At 40.9% G+C, this 19,782-nt stretch carries 16 protein-coding genes and 1 riboswitch; of the genes, 13 read left to right on the forward strand and 3 right to left on the reverse strand.

The genetic code is table 11. The annotated features are described in order from the left end of the window. Nucleotides 1-72: 72 nt before the first annotated feature. Genes FLK61_RS09400 through pfkA form a run of 3 tightly spaced genes read left to right on the forward strand, consistent with a single transcriptional unit; the run spans nt 73 to nt 2,777 of the window. Nucleotides 73-1,023 carry an ABC transporter ATP-binding protein gene (locus tag FLK61_RS09400; RefSeq protein WP_176009212.1) on the forward strand — a complete coding sequence of 317 codons (951 nt, stop codon included), beginning with the start codon at nt 73-75 and terminating at the stop codon, nt 1,021-1,023. Continuing rightward, nucleotides 1,020-1,796, forward strand: a complete 777-nt coding sequence (locus tag FLK61_RS09405; RefSeq protein ID WP_176009213.1) for an ABC transporter permease — start codon at nt 1,020-1,022, stop codon at nt 1,794-1,796. The genes FLK61_RS09400 and FLK61_RS09405 overlap by 4 nt, the downstream gene beginning before the upstream one ends. Nucleotides 1,797-1,817: 21 nt before the next feature. Next, nucleotides 1,818-2,777 (forward strand): 6-phosphofructokinase, encoded by a 960-nt coding sequence (gene pfkA, locus FLK61_RS09410; protein WP_176009214.1) that lies wholly within the window; start codon nt 1,818-1,820, stop codon nt 2,775-2,777. Here pfkA and FLK61_RS09415 read toward each other — a convergent pair. Further along, nucleotides 2,774-3,274, reverse strand: a complete 501-nt coding sequence (locus tag FLK61_RS09415; protein ID WP_176009215.1) for a phosphatase PAP2 family protein — start codon at nt 3,272-3,274, stop codon at nt 2,774-2,776. The two genes, pfkA and FLK61_RS09415, sit on opposite strands and share 4 nt — an antisense overlap. Nucleotides 3,275-3,365: 91 nt before the next feature. Here FLK61_RS09415 and FLK61_RS09420 point away from each other — a divergent pair, with 91 nt between their 5' ends. Both FLK61_RS09420 and FLK61_RS09425 read left to right on the forward strand, forming a co-directional pair. After that, nucleotides 3,366-3,872 carry a TraR/DksA C4-type zinc finger protein gene (locus FLK61_RS09420; protein WP_176009216.1) on the forward strand — a complete coding sequence of 169 codons (507 nt, stop codon included), beginning with the start codon at nt 3,366-3,368 and terminating at the stop codon, nt 3,870-3,872. Then, nucleotides 3,856-4,002 (forward strand): DUF4025 domain-containing protein, encoded by a 147-nt coding sequence (locus tag FLK61_RS09425; protein ID WP_176009217.1) that lies wholly within the window; start codon nt 3,856-3,858, stop codon nt 4,000-4,002. Before FLK61_RS09420 ends, FLK61_RS09425 begins: the two co-directional genes overlap by 17 nt. 62 nt (nt 4,003-4,064) lie before the next feature. Here FLK61_RS09425 and pssA read toward each other — a convergent pair whose 3' ends face one another. Further along, nucleotides 4,065-4,781, reverse strand: coding sequence for a CDP-diacylglycerol--serine O-phosphatidyltransferase (pssA, locus tag FLK61_RS09430; protein WP_176009218.1), 717 nt, complete (start codon nt 4,779-4,781; stop codon nt 4,065-4,067). Between the two features lie 287 nt (nt 4,782-5,068). Here pssA and FLK61_RS09435 point away from each other — a divergent pair, with 287 nt between their 5' ends. The 3 genes from FLK61_RS09435 to FLK61_RS09445 all read left to right on the forward strand — a co-directional run bounded on the left by FLK61_RS09435 (nt 5,069) and on the right by FLK61_RS09445 (nt 8,034). Beyond that, complete coding sequence (locus FLK61_RS09435; RefSeq protein ID WP_176009219.1) at nt 5,069-6,019, forward strand: ribose-phosphate diphosphokinase; 951 nt, start codon at nt 5,069-5,071, stop codon at nt 6,017-6,019. 15 nt (nt 6,020-6,034) lie between these two features. Further along, nucleotides 6,035-7,117: an AI-2E family transporter gene (locus tag FLK61_RS09440; RefSeq protein WP_176009220.1), complete on the forward strand. Its 1,083-nt coding sequence runs from the start codon at nt 6,035-6,037 to the stop codon at nt 7,115-7,117. Between the two features lie 68 nt (nt 7,118-7,185). Next, on the forward strand, nt 7,186-8,034 hold the full coding sequence (locus FLK61_RS09445; protein ID WP_176009221.1) for a YihY/virulence factor BrkB family protein: 849 nt from the start codon (nt 7,186-7,188) through the stop codon (nt 8,032-8,034). Between the two features lie 37 nt (nt 8,035-8,071). On the opposite strand, the gene dapA is transcribed toward FLK61_RS09445, so the two are convergent. Next, the gene (gene dapA, locus FLK61_RS09450; protein WP_176009222.1) at nt 8,072-8,959 is read right to left on the reverse strand and encodes a 4-hydroxy-tetrahydrodipicolinate synthase; all 888 of its coding nucleotides are present in this window, start codon (nt 8,957-8,959) and stop codon (nt 8,072-8,074) included. 99 nt (nt 8,960-9,058) lie between these two features. Then, nucleotides 9,059-9,241, reverse strand: a riboswitch (Lysine riboswitch). A 175-nt stretch (nt 9,242-9,416) separates the two neighbouring features. Between dapA and FLK61_RS09455 the strand changes: the two genes are divergently transcribed. The 5 genes from FLK61_RS09455 to addA all read left to right on the forward strand — a co-directional run bounded on the left by FLK61_RS09455 (nt 9,417) and on the right by addA (nt 19,781). Further along, entirely contained in the window at nt 9,417-10,547 is a 1,131-nt protein-coding gene (locus FLK61_RS09455; RefSeq protein WP_176009223.1) for an NAD(P)/FAD-dependent oxidoreductase, read from the forward strand. 40 nt (nt 10,548-10,587) lie between these two features. Further along, the gene (locus tag FLK61_RS09460) at nt 10,588-11,256 is read left to right on the forward strand and encodes a TVP38/TMEM64 family protein (RefSeq protein WP_176009224.1); all 669 of its coding nucleotides are present in this window, start codon (nt 10,588-10,590) and stop codon (nt 11,254-11,256) included. A 15-nt stretch (nt 11,257-11,271) separates the two neighbouring features. Beyond that, nucleotides 11,272-12,609, forward strand: coding sequence for an FAD-dependent oxidoreductase (locus tag FLK61_RS09465; protein ID WP_176009225.1), 1,338 nt, complete (start codon nt 11,272-11,274; stop codon nt 12,607-12,609). 118 nt (nt 12,610-12,727) lie between these two features. Then, nucleotides 12,728-16,192 carry a helicase-exonuclease AddAB subunit AddB gene (addB, locus tag FLK61_RS09470; protein ID WP_176009226.1) on the forward strand — a complete coding sequence of 1,155 codons (3,465 nt, stop codon included), beginning with the start codon at nt 12,728-12,730 and terminating at the stop codon, nt 16,190-16,192. Continuing rightward, nucleotides 16,179-19,781 (forward strand): helicase-exonuclease AddAB subunit AddA, encoded by a 3,603-nt coding sequence (gene addA / locus FLK61_RS09475; RefSeq protein WP_176009227.1) that lies wholly within the window; start codon nt 16,179-16,181, stop codon nt 19,779-19,781. Before addB ends, addA begins: the two co-directional genes overlap by 14 nt. The last annotated feature ends 1 nt before the right edge of the window (nt 19,782 follow it).

Consider the following 19,782-nt stretch of genomic DNA (forward strand, 5'->3'; position numbering starts at 1 on the left):
TGGTAGAAAAGCTTTGTTTATTGAATGGCCATTGTGTATGATAAGGATATTATTTGTTAGGAGGGAAGACGCATGGATACAGGTACTATCGTCGTATCAAACTTAGTAAAAACATACAAGGATTCCTATAAAGCTGTAGATGGTGTTTCATTAGAAGTACAAAAGGGAGAATGCTTTGCGTTTTTAGGTCCTAACGGAGCGGGGAAATCAACAACGGTGAAGATCTTGACGACGCTCATGACACCGTCAAGCGGCGAGGTTTTTGTAAGCGGTTTTAATGCAGAGACAGAGCCTGATAAGGTGCGATTGAAAATTGGTGTTGTATTGCAAGACACAGGATTAGATCAAGATTTAAGTGGTCGAGAGCTATTAGAGCTACAGGGAAGAATATTCAACATGACAAAGAAAGAAGCAAAAACTCGTGCCACAGAATTATTAGCTAAAGTGGGACTAGAAGATGACGCAGATAAACCAAGTAAAAAATATTCTGGCGGAATGCGGCGAAGATTAGATTTAGCAATGACGCTGGTTCATAATCCCGAAATACTCTTCTTAGATGAGCCTACAACAGGACTAGATCCCTTAAATCGAAAAGCAATCTGGGAGGAAATAAGAAGACTTAATAAGGAAGAAGGTACGACAGTCTTTTTAACAACGCAGTATTTGGAGGAAGCAGACGAATTAGCTGATCACATAAAAATTATAAATAAGGGCAAAATTGTCGCGGAGGGAACACCGAGTGAATTAAAAGACTCAATTGGTGCAGATGTAATTGTATTTGAGTTTGCAGAAGAGCAGGAAGTTGCACGAGCGAAGGAGCTTTTAACTGATGCAGAAGGAGTGATAACTCAGGAAAAAGAGCTACGAATTACGACAAAAGAAGCAAGTAAACGACTTAGTAGCTATTTAAAGATATTGACAGATGCGGGTATAGAGCCGGAATCGCTGTCTGTTTCACAACCAACGCTTGATGATGTGTTTATTCAAGTGACGGCGGCTAAAAGAGAGGATGACAGAGGATGAGTCCATTTTTAGCACATACGTATGTCTTAACAAAGCGAAGTGTTATTGTCTTATTACGAAATCCTTTTACAGTTATCCCTAACTTATTTATCAGCATGTTCTTTCTTTTAGTCTACTCGGGTGGTCTTAGTGGCATAGCTAGCTTACCCGCCTTCGAAGGAGCCGATTACCTGTCCTTTATCTTACCTGTGTCCATTGTTTCGGCAGCAATAGGTGGTGCTGGGGGAGCAGGCCAAAGTCTCATTCGTGACTTAGAATCCGGATATTTTGCACGGCTATTACAAACGCCTGTATCACGTCTTGCCATCGTGCTCGGTCCGATTATAGCAGGTATGCTACAGCTACTTGTGCAAACAGGTATTATTTTAGCGGTTGCTTTTCTTTTAGGTTTGAGAGTGGAGGCAGGAGTCGGTGGTGTACTTGTACTTTTACTTTTTGCGATAGGATGGGGGTTAGCCTTTGCAGGATACTCTGTTGCGATTGCATTAAAAACAAAGAACGCGCAGGCTGCTCAGGCAGGAACACTTATTTTTTTCCCATTACTATTTCTAAGCACAACATTTGTGCCACTTGAATTAATAGAAGCGACATGGCTTCGTGTGGCGGCTGTTATGAATCCTACCACTTATCTATTTGATGCTATGCGTGCAGTATTAATAGACGGCTGGGTCTGGCAACCGATACTTATCGGAGCATCCGTCATAGCGATAGCCTGTGCAATTACTATTGGATTATCTGTGAGAAGCGCAAAGACAGCATTTAGTCGAGATTAACTATTTTTTGGAGGTATACGTATGAAAAAGTTAGCTGTATTAACAAGTGGTGGAGATTCACCAGGAATGAACGCATGTATTAGGGCAGTGGTCCGCTCTTCCATCTATTACGGAATCGAAGTGATAGGGGTAAAGCGAGGCTATGAAGGCCTCATTCATAAAGATTTTGAGGTAATGGACGCATCTTCAGTAGGGGACATTGTTCATAAAGGAGGTACCATTTTAAAGACCGCTAGATCGAAAGCTTTTATGACAGAGGAAGGGCGCAATCAAGCTATTAAACACTTGAAGGAAGAAGGTATAGAAGGGTTAATTGTAATTGGAGGAGACGGATCTTTCAAAGGCGCTGCCAAGCTATCTGAAGCAGGAATCGCAACAATCGGAATTCCTGGAACGATTGATAATGACCTTGCTTACACAGATTATACGATAGGCTTTGATACAGCAGTAAATACGGTTCTTGACTCTATTTCAAAAATTCGAGATACCTCTACCTCCCACGAGAAAGCAACCATTATTGAGGTGATGGGACGTCACTGTGGAGACATCGCAATGTATGCTGGAGTGGCTGGTGGCGCAGAAGCTATCATCATTCCCGAGAAGCCATTTTCACTTCCTTCTATTATCGAAAAAATGGAGCACGGTCGCAAAAGAGGAAAGCAACATCACATTATCATTCTTGCCGAAGGATCCTCAAAGGCGGAGGACCTAAGGCAACAACTAGTTGATGCTACTGGTGAAGATGCTAGAATTTCCGTTTTAGGATTTATTCAACGTGGGGGAGACCCTAGCGCATTTGATCGAGTTTTAGCAAGTCGACTTGGCTTGAAAGCCGTTGAGTTATTGAAAGAAGGAGAGGGCAAGCTAGCATTAGGAGTGCGCCAAAACCAGCTCGTATTCGAAGATATTCATGAGGCGCTCTCGAAAGAAAAATCGTACGATCCGGAGCTTGATCGTTTAGCCGAAATTCTCTCTATTTAAGGTACAAATCTTTTTGTTGCGACAATAAGCAAAAGCGCAATTGCTGTTCCGATGAGGGCACCAGCTACTATGTCAGACGGATAATGAACGGTTAAATATAGTCTTGAGAAAGATGTTAAAATGGCTAGTGGCCAAATATAAATTCGAAGCTTAGGAAAGAAATAGTGAAGCATAACGGCTGCTGTAAACGATAGACTTGTGTGAATGGATGGGAACGAATAGGACTCTGGATTAGAAATCGGACTATTTATCCCTACAACCGATTCAGGCGGCCTGCTTCTTGCAATCATACTTTTAAGCTGATCAGATAAAAAGCCCGTTATTGCAAGGCTTGCTCCAAGCAATAGCGCTTTTTTTCTGTGTAAAAAAAATAGAAATACGCTTATGATGATCCAAATTGCTCCATATTCTCCGATAATCGTTAGAAAAATAAAAAATGCATCAAGTACGGGATTTTGAAGGTCTTGTAAGAAAAAAAGAAATTTTGCTTCCATCATTCATACACATCCTTGTTTAAAATTCTCTCATGAAGTGAATAATACCAGAGAGAGAGAAATATAGACAGTAATGTCTGGAGGATGTGATCATATGGAGAAATCATTTAAACAAACGTTATTAGATATGAAAAAAGAAACTGAGGAACGATTACAGACAGACGAGGATCATGATACTGGTGAGCTATCAAACTACGATAATCATCCAGGTGACGGTGGATCGGAGCTGTTTGAACAAACAAGAGATTTAGCTTTAGACGAACAATCTAGGGATCAGTTATACGAAATAGATCAAGCCCTTGCAGCGATAGAGGATGGCTCGTACGGTACATGTAAGGAATGTGGAAAAGACATTCCGGAAGAACGTCTTGAAATAGTACCCACTACTCTCTATTGTGTCGATCATGCGAAAGAGATGGAAGAGAGTCGCCCTGTCGAAGAGGAGGTTACTTCTCCAATTGAAGAGGAGGCAACTTCTTTAAAACAAGAAATGCGAACGGAGTCTTGGCAGGACGTGGAAGCTCACGGCACATCCGATTCGGAGCAAGAACAATTTACAAAAGAGGAAGAAGAGGAGGATTATCATGACGAAAGAAAATAAGAACGAAGGCATCGAAGAAACGAAGGAACAGGTGAACGATACGTTAACGGAAGGCACGATAGATAGAGAGAAAGAAGAGAAAGAAAAAGATAAGAAGGACAAGCAAGATGAGGAAGAGGACGGAAAATAAATAAGAAAAAGAAGCTGGCCATGAATTAAATGGGTCGGCTTCTTTTTTATACTTACTTATTTTTACATATCATGCTCATTAGTAGCAGTTGCATCTCTCAGACGTTTTCGCTTTAGTAAGATGAAGATAATCATGAAGCTAATATAAGCAAGAATTGCTAATATAATTAGGCTTGAATATTCAATAGATTGATTGTACCTTGTTACTACAATTAGCGATACTAAAAGTAAGGTGATAAGGATCGAATATTTCGGGACGGGGATATCTTTTAAGCTAGGAACCCGAATACGGCTTACCATTAACACACACAGTAACATGTAAATAGCAGAAATAACTGCTTGTGGGATAATAAAATTAAATATTGTTAGGAGTGCAATAATTCCCCCAGCTGCGGTGATAGGCACACCTGTAAAGTAATTCTTATCCCCTGTGTCGTCATCAATATTAAAACGCGCTAATCGATACGCACCAAATAAAGGAAAACATGCCGCTATTAATAGTCCATAAAATCCTATATTTAAAAATGTAGATGAATACATAAGCATCGCTGGTGCAACACCAAATGTCACGATATCGGCTAGTGAATCTAATTCTTTACCGAATGCAGATTCTACTTTTAGCTTACGTGCAGACCAGCCATCCATACTATCAAGCATCATCCCAATTAATATAAATATCGCTGCATTTTGAAGTTCTCCAGTGGCCGTTTGACCAATAGCGAGAAATCCAAAAAGAATGTTACCCATCGTTATTGTATTAGGAATATGTCGTCTGATCACAGCAACACATCATTCCTTTCTGAATATGTCGTATAGTTCAACGTTATTATGCATACATCAATTAAAGAGAATGCTACTAATAAGTGCAGGTTTAGGTATCCTTTCTATGATAGCATTTTAAGAAGTGCTTTGGCTATGGGTATTTGAGAGTCTAATTCGGAAGTTTTTATAGTGCTTAAAGAGGGAATCCTTTGAGAGCGAGACGCAAATTGTTTCAGCAAGATAAGATGATGTAAACGAAATTGTGGTACTATACATGTATAGATAATTTGCTAGGAGGAGTAACAATGACATCTGATATGAATAAAATGAAACTTTTTGCACTGAACTCAAACAAGCCTCTCGCTCAAGAGATCGCGGAGCATTTAGAAGTTCCTTTAGGGAAGAGTACCATCACTCGATTTAGTGACGGAGAAGTCCAAATGAACATTGAGGAGACAGTTAGAGGATTTGATACATATTTAGTTCAATCGACATCTGAGCCTGGAAATGAACATTTAATGGAGCTTCTAATTATGATTGATGCGTTAAAGCGTGCTTCAGCCGAATCCATTAATGTGGTTATGCCGTATTATGGATACTCGAGACAAGATCGTAAAGCGCGCTCAAGAGAGCCGATTACTGCAAAGCTTATCGCAAACCTTTTAGAAGCGGCTGGTGCTACGCGCATTCTAACCGTAGATTTACATGCTCCTCAAGTCCAAGGCTTCTTTAATATTCCTGTTGATCAACTAATCGCGAACCAGCTTTTAGCTGATCACTTTTTAAAGAAAAATCTTAGCGATATTGTTGTTGTCGCTCCAGAAAATGCAGGTACTGTACGAGCACGTAGATTAGCAAATCTGTTAGATGCACCGATTGCATTTATTGATAAGCAACGCAAGGACGATCCAGATTCTGTTCAAGGTATAAATATCATTGGAGATATCGTTGGTAAACAGGCTATTATCATTGATGACATGATCGATACAGCTAGAACGATGACGTCTGGTGCTAATGCTTTAAAACAGCTTGGAGCAACGGCTGTATACGCATGTTGTACCCACGGTGTTCTGTCTGAGCCTGCTGTATCAAGAATTCGTGAATCTGACTTAGAAGAAGTTGTCATGACAAATTCTATTTACTTACCGTCACATAAACGAGATGAGCGAATTACCGTTTTATCTATTGGACCTTTACTCGCTGAGGGTATTTCACGTGTGCACCAAAATGAATCAGTAAGCACACTTTTTGAGTAATAGTAGGAGGAGCTTATGCCAAAATCAAAGTGGTTTTTATTTTTATACAGTGTTGTATTAATTCTAGTAACGATTAATCTAGCGGTAGAAGTTCCATTTATCTTTCGTCCAATTGGAATAGCTTTAGGATCTATTGCACCAGTTATCATTTTAGGTGGTGTCCTGTATTATATTCTGAGACCACTTGTACATCTGTTAAACAAAAAACTTCCTAAAGTTGTGTCTATTCTGCTTATTTTTGCAGCGTTTGCTGGACTTCTAGCTCTTCTTATTAGAGTTGTCGGACCGATTATTGTGGAGCAAACAACGGAGCTTGTAAATAATTTTCCCTCCATCATTCGACAAGTAGAACGGTGGATCAATGAAACGTTGGCTTCTGATTGGGTTCAAGTGATTCAAAATGAACCGATATTTGAGCAATTTGATCCGTCTGTTATTACAGACAACTTATCTAATATTTTAGCGAGTGCAGGAGGTAGTATTCTCTCAGGTATTGGAATGCTATTTAGCGTCGTAACCGTGATCGTGTTAATTCCTTTTGTCCTTTTCTTCTTACTTAAGGATGGAAATAAATTCCCTGATAGCGTATTGAAAATTTTACCTAGCGACCAGCATAAAGAGGGTAGAAAAATCATGAGCGATATGGATAACACGATTAGTGCTTACATTCAAGGTCAAGCGATTGTTAGTGTGTTTGTAGGTGTGTTTGCCTATATAGCTTACTTAATTATTGGTCTTGATTATTCGCTTATCCTTGCACTTGTGGCTATGTTTACAAACTTAATCCCGTTTATTGGACCATTTATTGGGACAGCGCCTGCCGTTGTAGTCGGATTTTTTAATGATCCTCTTACAGCAGTATGGGTTATTGTTGCAATAGTAATCATTCAGCAAATAGAGAGTAACTTAATCTCACCAAACGTTATGGGACACAAGCTTCAGATGCATCCATTAACGATTATTCTTTTACTTGTAATCGCAGGTAACTTAGCTGGATTAATTGGCTTAATTTTTGCCATACCAACATATGCGATTTCAAAGGTGCTTGTGCAAAATATTTATCGTTTACTAAAGCTTAAATATCCAAACTTAAATTAAGGTAATAAAAAGGTGCATGATGGGAATCTTCATGCACCATTTTTTGTACAAAGAAAGGAGGCGTTCTCATGTTTCATACATTAAAGGTGTATGTGAAAGAAATTATGAACGAATGGGCTAATGATAACCCGCCGCTGTTAGCAGCCGCCCAAGCATATTATTATATTTTGGCAATATTACCATTGATTGTGTTGTTGCTTGCCATCTTACCCTACCTGAATTTAGATGTAGAGCAGGTGCTCTCCTTAATGGATGAACTACTACCACGAGAGGTCGTCTCTACGATAGACGAAACGATTATTGATGTCATTTCCACACCGAATGGTGGGCTCCTCACAGTCGGAATTATAGGCACGATTTGGTCAGCATCTAACGGAGTGAATGCGTTTATTATGGCAGTAAATGAAGCCTATAATTTCACAACAAAACGATCGTTTCTGGTGCATCGAGGATTATCGATCGGATTAACATTATTACTCATTTTAACGATCTTAACTACGTTACTTTTGCCAATCTTAGGAGACACGATTATTTCGATTATTGGACAGGTCATGCCTATGCCTAGTCATATTGAGCTGTTTTTACAAGTTATACGATGGTTTATTGCACTATTTGTTATGTTAGCAGTACTATCGGTGCTCTATTTTGTAGCTCCTAACGCAAAAGTACCTTTTAAACAAGTGTTACCAGGCGCTATGTTTGCGACTGCTGCATGGCTCATAATTTCATGGGGATTTGCTATGTACGTGAGTAATTTTGGGAGCTATTCTGCGACTTATGGAAGTCTCGGTGGTGTCGTTATTCTAATGCTCTGGTTTTTCCTTACCGGCGTAATATTTGTACTTGGAGCAGAGATAAACGCTATATATTATAGAAGACACGGAAGAGTACGTAAATTTCGAGACGAAAAAAGCTGAGCATACGCTCCTAATAGGAGCATGCTCAGCTTTTTATTTATACAGCCGACGTGTAAAGTGTTTGATGAAGTAAATGCTGAAGAGCTTCACGTTCTGAATCGTTTAGTGGTGTCATTGGAAGTCTCACTCCACCAACTGGTACATTCATATAATTTAAAGCCTCTTTTACTGGTGCCGGACTTGGAGCAGCAAACATCGCATCCATAATTGGTACGAGTGATTGATGGATTCTAGCGGCTGAGCCGACTTGACCTGATGTAAATGCGTGAATCATTTGCTTCATATCAGAGCCAATAATGTGAGATGCAACGGAGACAATTCCGTCCGCACCAACTGACATTGCCGGTAGAGTTAAGCTATCATCGCCACAATAGACGGTAAAGTCCTGTGGAGTATGTGACACAAGCGCCGTCATATTGTCCAAATCTCCACTAGCATCTTTGATGGAAACGATATTTGAGATCTCGCTAAGTCTCACAACAGTAGATACATCTAAATGTACTCCCGTTCGACCTGGGACATTATAAAGCATGACTGGCAGAGATGTTGCACGTGCTACTGCTTCGTAATGTAAATAAAGCCCTTCCTGACTTGGTTTATTATAGTACGGAGTAGTATGCATGATTGCATCTACCTGACACTTTTCAGCTAGCTGTGTAAGTTCAATTGCGGCTTGCGTACTATTTGATCCGCAACCTGCAATAACAGGTACGCGATTTCCAACTAGCTCAACGGTAAACGAGTATAAAGCCTCTCGTTCAGCAAGTGTAAGCGTTGGTGCTTCTCCAGTAGTTCCAGCTACGACAATCGCATCAGAACCATTTGCAATAAGATGATTAATTAACTTTCGTAACGCCGCATAATCAATATGATTGGATTCATCAAACGGAGTTACCATGGCAGTAATAACTTGACCAAAATTCATACCTGACACCTCTATTCAATAGAATTTTTCTTGAATAGAGCTAAATCAAAGCTTAGGCACAAAAAATAGCAGCGGGGCCCGCTGCAAATGTGCATTGTAGCGTGAGATAGCCCTCCATATAGCAAACATGCTATACGACAGTACTACTTTTATTAAAAGTAGCCCCAGCTAGTTGCAGTCAGAATTACAGCTAGCTTCGGCACGGCATCCTTTCCGTTAAGTTCATAGAGATTCTGATCTCTTCCTTAACATACTCTTAAGCCATGCACCTCTAAACTCACTTCAAAACGTGTTGAAGTAATGTCATTTTCGTAACCAACACTATCAGAGATAAAGCTAAAGATCAAGGGGAAATAGTTAAACCTAAAAGATTCGTGATCGAAAGGACGTTCATTTGTGAGTCAAGCTTTAATCAGGTAAAATAAAAGCATCTTACAAGTAGATTAGGTGATTTGATATGACATCGTTCAATATTATAGGTGGAGGCATACTAGGTGCTTCGACCGCTTTCCATTTAGCAAAGCTTGGACATAAAGTAACCTTAATAGATGAATGTCACGCGGGACAAGCAACAGGAGCCGGAGCAGGAATCATTGGTCCTTGGCTTTCGCAAAGACGAAATAAGGCATGGTATGCATTAGCTTCTAACGGAGCGAAATATTATGAAGAATTAATAGCAATGCTAGAAGAGTTCGGAGAAACGGACACAGGGTACAAAAAAGTTGGATCTCTGCATATTCATGATTTGGAGCACCGACTTGAAAAGAAGCATGAACTAGCTTTACAAAGACAAGAGACTGCTCCAGAGCTCGGCGAAGTTAGCTTACTTGATGAAGAAGAAACGCAAAAGCTGTTTCCTCTCATCGCAAAAGATAAAAAAGCCGTCCATATAACGGGGTCTGCGAGAGTGAATGGACGAAATTTACGAAGTGCCTTGATTCGTGCTAGTGAAAAACTAGGCGTTAAAATGGTGCATGGTGTAGCAGAATTAGCAGAAGAGAATGGTGTCGTAAACGGTGCGTACGTCGATAAAGAATTTTATGCGGCGGATAAAACGGCGGTGACAGCAGGAGCGTGGTCAAAGTTTTTACTTGAGCCACTAGGATTGCAAGGATTAGTAGAACCGCAAAAAGGACAGATATTACACTTTAGAATCAACGAAGAAAATGATCACTGGCCGGTAATAATGCCACCTTCTGAGTACTATCTACTCAACTTTGGACGCGGCCATGTCGTATTTGGTGCAACGCGCGAGGACAATAGTGGGTTTGATATTCGACCAACAGTCCAAGGTGTAAGCCAAGTGCTCCAAGCAGCATTAGAAATTGCGCCAGGACTAAAGGATGCAGAATTAATAGAGACACGAGTAGGGTTACGTCCAACAGCACCAGAATTTTTACCTGTATACGGTCGTATTCCTTACAAAGAAGGTCTATATATAGCAGATGGACTTGGCGCGTCTGGTTTAACGGCAGGTCCTTTCTTAGGGAAAGAGTTAGCGCAGGTAATGACTGAATCAGAAGGCTTATTAGATCCGATAAATTATCCAGTTGAGAGAGCCGTCAAAGAGATTACAAAAGACTCATAAAGGATATAGATAGATAAATGAGTTAAAGGAGACAGCAAGAATGAAGACGTCATTCCTAGTCAAGCTAGCAGGATTTATATTGATAATTGGATTAGTATTGTTCCTCAACGATCGCTTTTTAAATATTGAACCAGAGAGACTACAAATATTCTTACTATCCTTTGGAGTACTAGCACCATTCATCTTTATTCTCATTTACATGATTCGACCTTTCTTCTTATTTCCATCTTCTATTTTAGCGGTGGCAGGGGGATTATCATTTGGACCAATAATTGGTCCAGTCGCGACGTATATTGGCTCCCTTTCTGGCGCGATTTTATCCTTTATCGTAATCCGTAAGTTAGGCAAACGATTTATTAAAAAGAGTTTCGGAGATCGCTACGAGGTGATTCAAACTCGTATCGAAGAAAATGGATTTTCGTACATTCTAGCACTACGCATAGTGCCTGTTATTAATTTTGATCTAGTAAGCTATTTATCTGCTTTATCTAGAGTAAATATGAAAACATATATTGGAGCTACGATGATTGGGATTCTTCCAGGTACACTCGCTTTCAATCTGCTAGGCGCGTCGATTGCGGACCTTTCTTGGCAAATGATCGTACTCACGATCTCCATGTTTGTCGTTTCCTTTTTTATTCCTGTAGCGGTAAGGAAAGCGTTAAAAAATCGAAACATTGATTTACCAGATAAAGAGGCGTTGAAGTAGAGAGGGTGTGGCGATGTGGAACGTTTTGATGTAGTCGTGATCGGCGGGGGAGTCGGTGGACTCACATTAGCCTTACGATTAGCGAAGTCAGACATTAAGGTACTTGTCTTAGAGAAGGTAAAGAATCCGGGTAAAATATACAAAGGAGAGTTACTACAGCCTAAGTCTATTGAGAACTTTCATGAAATGGGAATTTCAGAGGAAGTCATGGAAAAAAGCTTAGCCTTGCCTATTATCCACACGTACGAAATGACGGAGGATAAAGATGGTCAACTATTTGAGTCCATGTATATACCGCTCAGATACGATATGCTCCCTAGTAAATTTGCTCAAGCAAGAATGATTCCGCATGAGACGCTCAAAACAATTATTCTAGAGGAAGCTAAAAAGTATGACTCCTTTCACTATTGGAATCCAGCTACCTTTCAGACGTTTACAAAAATGGACGAAAAAAAGGCCCAGTTTGATCGAGCGCTTATTAAATATGGGGATGAGGATCGTGAAATTCAAGGAACATTTTTTGTGGGTGCTGAAGGGCGATCCTCTATTGTACGAAAAGCGATGAAACAGCAGGTTGTGACGACACAGTATAATCATCATTTTTTAACTGTGACCTTCCCACGGCCGGAATCGTATACAGAAGCACGAATGTTTGCCTCACACCGTGAGTTTATTGGTCTATTTCCACTTCCAGATAACGAAATTCGTTGCGTCATGCTGATTAAACCTGGCTCATACAACAAAATGAAAAAAGAAGGCCTGCATACATTCTACGAGCCCTTCGCACGTTTTGAACCTGAGCTTGAACCTTACGTTCAACAAATAGAAAGCTGGAAAAAAATTCAGCTAATGATTCCAATCAGGCACAACATTCATACGTATGTGAAAGGGAATGCTGCTATTATTGGAGATGCTGCACATACTGTTCACCCGATGGCTGGAGAGGGAATGAACTTGGCCATTCAGGATGGGGCAATACTCGGAGATTTATTATGCTGGATGTATTCAACGGGCAATCTAGATAAAAAACATTTAAAGCAATTCGAAAAAGTGCGTAAAAAGCGCGCAGATCGTATATCTAATTTAAGTCACATGTCTGCATTAGGCTATGCGTGGCCATTTAAGTGGTACCAATGGGGGAGAAAGTTTGCGTTAAAACGTTTTGAACGTCATCCTATCCTTCACTATAAGCATATGTTAAATATTTCGGGTGTCGGCTGGTGGCCATATTCCTTATATGATGCATTTCGATTTATTGGGCCAAGCAATATGTATCGCAAAAAGCATTTTGAAACAAGAAGCAAGAAAGTAATTTTTGATGAGACAGATGACTACCCATGGCGCAATGAATAAGAACGTTCACGACTAACTATTGGTAAAGTAGTTAGTCGTGTTTTTTCGTCATACTACTTCATGCTATACTACATATATATACGAACGTACGTTACTATATCAACGAAAGGGGCTTTTTATGCATATTTACACAGGACGATCCGGTACCGGGAAGTCATATGCGCTATTACATAAAGCAGTAGAGGAAGCAAAGCAAAATCCATTCGGCAAACCTATCTATTTTTTAGTTCCTGATCAAATGACGTTCCAAGTAGAACGAAGTATTATTCGATTATTAAAGGCAACGACACGTATTCAAGTTGTCAGCTTTAAACGCTTAGGCCTTCGCGTGCTACAAGAGGTAGGAGGAGCCTCTCTCTACCAACTTTCTAAATCTGGCATCCATGCGCTGCTTCGTAAAATTGTCGAAGAGGAGAGAGAATCACTTGTCTTATATCAAAAGGCAGCCTCGCATTCTGGCTTTATCGAGCAACTCGAGACAACCTTTACGGAGTGGAATCGTTATAATGTCACAAAAGAAGCGGTTCAGGAGACACTCGATAAGCTTCAAAAGAAAGAGCGATCGAACGAAGAAGAAATTATGCTTTCAAAACTATCTGATTTAAATCGAATAAAAGGAAGACTTGATGAGGAACTCCATCTTAAGTACACAGAGTCAGAGGACCATTTGCGATTACTCTCGGAGAAGGTGCCTAATTCCTCCAAGCTTCAGTCTGCAAGCCTTTATATTGACGGCTTTCATAGCTTCACACCTATTGAGCTGCAGGTGCTACAATCGCTCATCGAGCATGTCAATCAGGTACATATCGCTCTGACGCTAGATCCAAATGACGCCTCTATTTTACACCCACTAGATTTGTTTTATGAAACAACGAAAACGTATCAGCAGGTGAAGCAATTAGCGAATGATCTTGGAAGATCAATTGATGAGACATCGTTTACAGATACACACCGATTTTCTTCAGAAGCACTGATTCACGTTGAAAAAAACAGTGATGTAAGACCAATAAATGAAAGCAATGCAACATCAGGTATTCGATTTGCGCAGGCGGTGAACGAACGTACTGAAATAGCCTATGTCGCGAGGCGAATTCAAGAACTAGTGAAGAGTGGCGACTACAGATATCGTGATATTGCGATTGTAGCAAGGAATCCGAAACAATATCAGCCGTATATTGAGACGATCTGTAATCGCGAGCAAATCCCTTACTTCATGGATGAAAAGCGTTCTGTCTTAAATCATCCATTAGCAGAGTTTATTCGTTCCATTTTAGAAGTAGTAGATCGAAACTTTCCGTATGAGGCTGTATTTAGAATGCTAAAAACAGAGCTCTTATTTAATCAGGTCGGATCGCGTGAACGAGACTATGTAGATCAGCTTGAGAACTACGTATTGGCCTATGGAATAAGAGGAAATCAATGGCGAGAAGAAAATGCTTGGACATTTAGACGAAATCGAACGCGTGCAGAAGACGAGGATCAAAACCAGTCTGAAATAGCAGTGGAACAAGCTATTAATGAATGGAGGGAAGCGCTATTACCTCCTGTAAGAGGCTTTATGGAGTCAATCAATCAGGCCAAAACTGCGAAAGAATATGTGCACGCATTATTCTCGCTACTTGAGACTATCGATGCACCCGCTAAGCTTAAGCAACTGCAAGAATACTCATTCGAACGAAATAAACTTCGAGAGTATCGCGAGCATGAGCAAATTTGGAAGGAAGTTGTCTCTCTGTTTGAGCAAATAGTGATGGTTAGTGGAGACGAAAAGCTAGAATTTCATACGTTTATACAGATGATCGAAGCAGGACTCAGCTCGATGCAGTTTACGACGATTCCTCCAGCATTTGATCAAATCGTTGTTGCAGATATGGAAAATTCACGATTGTCACAGGTTAAAGTTACCTTTCTAATAGGTATGAACGATGGGGTATTACCAAGTGTTCATCGAGATGACGGGATGTTAAGTGATACAGATAGAAAGTTCTTTCATGACACTGGGATTGAGCTTGCAGAAAGTTCCGAAGAAAAACTCATGAATGAATCGTTTTTATTTTATCGTGCTATTACACTTCCTTCTGACAAATTATTTTTAAGCTACTCTTTAGCTGATTCAGAGGGGAAAAAACGACTTCCTTCTATGTATATAAAGCCCATTCAGGACATGTTTCCACAAGTGGAGCTTGAGTCTATTTATGAGCAAGCCTCTGATAATTCACCAAATGAAGAGAGGTCATTTGTCACAACTCCTAAAGCGACGCTCACACACTTAAGCAGTGAGCTTCAGGCATTTTTAAAAGGCTATCATATACATGATTATTGGTTTGGAGCTTATAACTGGTTTATTGATCAGAAAGATGCGCCACTGCAAACCTTACAAAGTCTTTACTATTCAAATACACCAAAACAGCTTTCCGTGGCAACGGCTAAAAAGCTATATGGGGAAAAGCTGTCGACGAGTGTTTCGAGGTTAGAGCAATATAATCGTTGCCCATTCTCTCAATACGCAGGGTATGGATTACGTCTGAAGGAACGAGATACGTATAAGCTCGAAGCTCCAGATATCGGAACGCTGTTTCATGCGGCCTTAAAGGAGATGGCGGACGAGCTCCAAAAGGATCGTCGTGATTTTAGAGATTTACATGAGGCGGATGCAAAGAGAATGGCTAAAACAGTGGTAGAATCGATTGCGCCGCGCATTCAAAGAAACATCTTTGCTCATTCGAATCGTTATAAGTATATTTTTACAAAACTTCAAGAGGTCGTGGCACGCGCCTCTCAAGTATTAGGGGAGCAGGCTAGGCAAAGTGGATTCGTCCCTGCTGGATTAGAGGTAGGGTTTGGACCCAATCAACCGTTACCCCCTTTTCGTTTTAAACTCCAAGATGGTACCGAAATGGAGCTAATCGGTCGAATAGATCGGGTTGATCGTGCGGATATAAACGAATCTACCTATGTACGCGTCATTGATTACAAATCTAGTAAACGTGATATCAATTTAGACGATGTGTATTTTGGTCTCGCTTTACAGATGCTTGTGTATTTAGACGTGGTAGTGTCTATGTCATCTTCGTGGTTAAACGTTACGGCATCACCTGCAGGTGTTCTATATTTCCATGTGCATAATCCAATGTTAAAAACAACAGAGAAACTTACTCTTGAAGAGCTTGAAAAGAAACTGCTTAAAGAGTTTAAGATGAAAGGATACGTAGCTTCTGATAAAGACGTTATTCATGAAATGGACCACCAACTAGAAGGGCATTCCTCCGTTATTCCGGTCCAAATTAAAAAGGATGGTCAATTAGTAGAGTCGAGATCTAGCACGCTATCGGAGGAAGATTATTCGCTTTTACAGTCACACCTTCGTGAGCATATTACCCATATAGGGGAAGCGATTGTCGCAGGTGATATATCTCTAACGCCCTACAAAAAGCAACAGCAAATAGCATGTACGTACTGTCCGTATAAAGATGTGTGTCAATTTGATGCAACGGTGGACACATTTAAGCAGGTACCAAAAGTGGATGATAAAGAGATCTTAGCAATGTTAAAGCAAAAGGAGGGAGAGCATGACGATCACTAATATTCCTAAACCAGAAGGATCTAGATGGACGGACGATCAGTGGTTAGCAATTTCGGCTAGAGACACAAATATTTTAGTTGCAGCAGCAGCTGGATCAGGTAAAACTGCCGTGCTTGTTGAGCGAATTGTGTCGATGGTTGAGGAGCCACAAACCGTTGATATTGATGAATTACTTGTTGTTACGTTTACAAATGCAGCTGCGGCTGAAATGAAGGCAAGGATAGGTGCTGCACTTGATAAGCGCCTAGCTAATAGCCCAGGGTCCTTGCATCTACGTAGACAACTAAACCTTTTACAAAAAGCGTCTATCTCTACTCTTCACTCGTTTTGTATGGAGCTACTTCGTAAACATTACTATGAATTAAATATTGATCCAGCTTTTCGAATGCTAGATCAAACAGAGGCACAGCTCATTCAAGAAGAAGTGCTAGAAGAATTGACAGAGCATTATTATGGGACAGATGAGTCATTTTTTGCGGTTGTAGATCAGTATAGTGGGGATCGTTCGGACGATCGCATCAAATCGCTCATTAGCCGCCTTTATTCGTATTCGATGGCTAATGCTAATCCAAAAGAATGGCTACAGCAAATTGCGAAAACGTATGAGGATGTGCCGGACACTCCTGACAAAGCGGAGTGGGTTAAGATTGCTGTGACACAGGCCAAGGAAGAAATGAAAGACGCTCGAAACGTGTTACAAAAAGGGCTAGATATGATTCAGTATGACGAGGGATTCGCTAAATATCAGGATACGTTAGAGGCAGAATTCTCACAGGCGACAAGACTTCTTGAAGCGGAGTCATTTAGCCAGTTTACGGAGTATGCTCGGCAAGTTACGTTTGGGCGTATGCCGACGATTCCAAAGAAGCTAGAGGTTGATCCGGAGCTTAAGGAGAAGGTCAAACAGCTCCGCGATGCAGCCAAAAAAGCGGTTACGGATGTAACAACACCATTTCAATTAGATCCTGCTTTTGTGTTAGATGAGATGCTTGAGATGGCTCCAAGTATTCGAGTACTAATGGAGTCGGTTATCGAATTCGGACAGAGGTATGCGGAAGCAAAGCGAGAAAAGCAGGCACTAGACTTTCATGATTTAGAGCATTTTGCTCTAGATTTACTTCGTGAAAACGGGGAGCCGTCTGCAGTTGCAAAAAGCTATCAGCGGAAACTTAAAGAGATTTTAGTAGACGAGTATCAGGATACAAACCTTGTACAGGAGACGATCTTACAGCTCCTTACAAATGGATCGAATATGTTTATGGTTGGAGATGTGAAACAATCTATTTATCGATTCCGGTTGGCGGAACCAAAGCTATTTTTATCAAAATATAAACGGTTTACGTATACAGGCAGTGGCGAGGGCCTGAAAATAGATCTTTCCAAGAATTTTCGGTCAAGAAGAGAGGTTCTTGATACAACGAACTTTATTTTTGAGCAAATCATGGATGAGAAGCTTGGAGAAATGGACTATGACGACAACGCGTCGTTAAAGATTGGGAATATGAGCTACCCACCATCAGCCGATATGGCGACCGAGCTTTTATTAATCGAGAAGGATCAAGACGAGGATAGTGAGGTCGAAGATTTAGAATCGGCCGAGCTTGAGGCGCGTGCGATGGCGAAAAAAATCAACGAGCTTGTGCAATCGCGCTTTCCTATCTTTGATAAGCAAACTGGTGCGACGCGTCCCATCAAGTTTAGAGATATCGTCGTCCTCATGCGTTCGATGCCTTGGGCAGATACGATGATAGAAGAATTAAAGCAAGCGGACATTCCAGTTTATGCGGAGCTTGCAACTGGCTACTTTGATGCTATAGAAGTTCGCATTATGCTCTCGGCATTAAAGATGATTGATAACCCGTATCAGGATATCCCGGTTGCCTCCGTGTTACGTTCACCAATGTTTTCTTTCGATGAAGAAGAACTCTCCGCTATTCGATTAATGGACAAGCAACGTGCTTTTTATGAAGCGGTTCTGCTTACTTCTAAAGAAGAATCTGCGCTTGGTGATAAGGTGCAACGCTTTCTTACTCTTTTAGAAACGTGGCGAGATGAGTCGCGGAGCTTAAGTGTTGCGGAGCTTATTTGGCGAATTTATGAGGATACGTACTATATGGACTACGTAGGTGGTATGCCTGGAGGCAAGCAACGACAGGCAAATCTCCGGGCATTGTATGACCGAGCTCGAGCCTATGAGGAAACATCGTTTAGAGGTCTATTTCGATTTTTGCGGTTTATTGAACGAATGCAGGAGCGTGGGGATGATCTCGGTAAAGCAAAAGCGATCGGTGAGCAAGAAGACGTTGTGCGAATGATGACGATTCATAAAAGTAAAGGGTTAGAATTTCCGGTCGTATTTGTAGCGGGCTTAAATAAGCAGTTTAACATGATGGACCTTCGCACGGATTATCTACTCCATAAAGAAATGGGCTTTGCTACAAGACGAATTGATACGGAGCAACGAGTATCCTATCCAACGCTTTATCTAGATGTCGTCAAGGAGCTCTCAAAGCGTGAGCTCTTGGCAGAGGAGATGCGTATTTTATATGTTGCGTTAACACGAGCAGAAGAAAAGCTCATTTTACTTGCTACCGTCTCAAACAAAGAAGATATGGTAGACCAGTGGTCGCAAAATGTTTCGGAAGATTTACTTTTACCGAATATCGTTCGAAGCAAGGCGAAGGGCTTTTTAGATTGGGTAGGACCAGCACTTGTGAGACATTCAGCCATTGGTGCCAGTGAATTCCAGCTACAAATGGAAGCAAGAATTGAGCTTCAGTCGTTTAAAAGGCAAGATCTTACGTTTGAAACTCCTAAAAAAGAAGAAAAGTCTGACATGATAGAGAAAGTACAGCAGCTACAAGCATTGGCTGGTTTTAAGGATGTTAATGATGCCATTAAACAAGAGCTGGAGTGGCAGTATGCTTATCAAACAAGCACCGAACATCGTGCGAAACAATCTGTAACGGAGCTTAAAGCAGCCTTAATGGATGAATCTAGCGATGACCAATTTATTCGTGCGTTTGAACCGACATTTTATGAGCGCCCATCCTTCGAGGCTTCAACAGGCTTTTCGCAAGCAGAAAAGGGGACGATCGTGCATACAGTGATGCAACACATCTCCTTGCAGCCAGAAAAGATCGAAGATGAGATCGCAATGTTAGTAGCAAAGGAGTTACTTACGGTTGAAGAGGCAGCGACGGTTAACGTTGCCAATATTCGAGTGTTTTTAGAGAGCGATTTAGCTCAAAGAATGCGCGAGGCGGTATGGATGGAACGAGAGCTCGCCTTTACGTACGGGGTTCCTGCATCTACTATTTACTCGGACTTTTCACAGGAGACAGAGGAAGAGGTCTTTGTTCAAGGTATCGTAGACTGTGTATTTGAGGATGCGTCAGGGAAGCTTGTGTTACTTGATTATAAAACGGATCAGGTCCCAACTGACGTAGACAGTGACGTGTTTTTCTTATCGAGATATCAATTCCAATTGGATATTTATACGAAAGCGCTCGAGGAAAGCTTTGGACGTGAAATTGACGAGACGTATTTATATATGATGAACGGAAAACAATTGATTACAAAGGAGTGAG

It is taken from the genome of Paenalkalicoccus suaedae, from assembly GCF_006965545.2.
GTDB lineage: Bacteria > Bacillota > Bacilli > Bacillales > Salisediminibacteriaceae > Paenalkalicoccus > Paenalkalicoccus suaedae.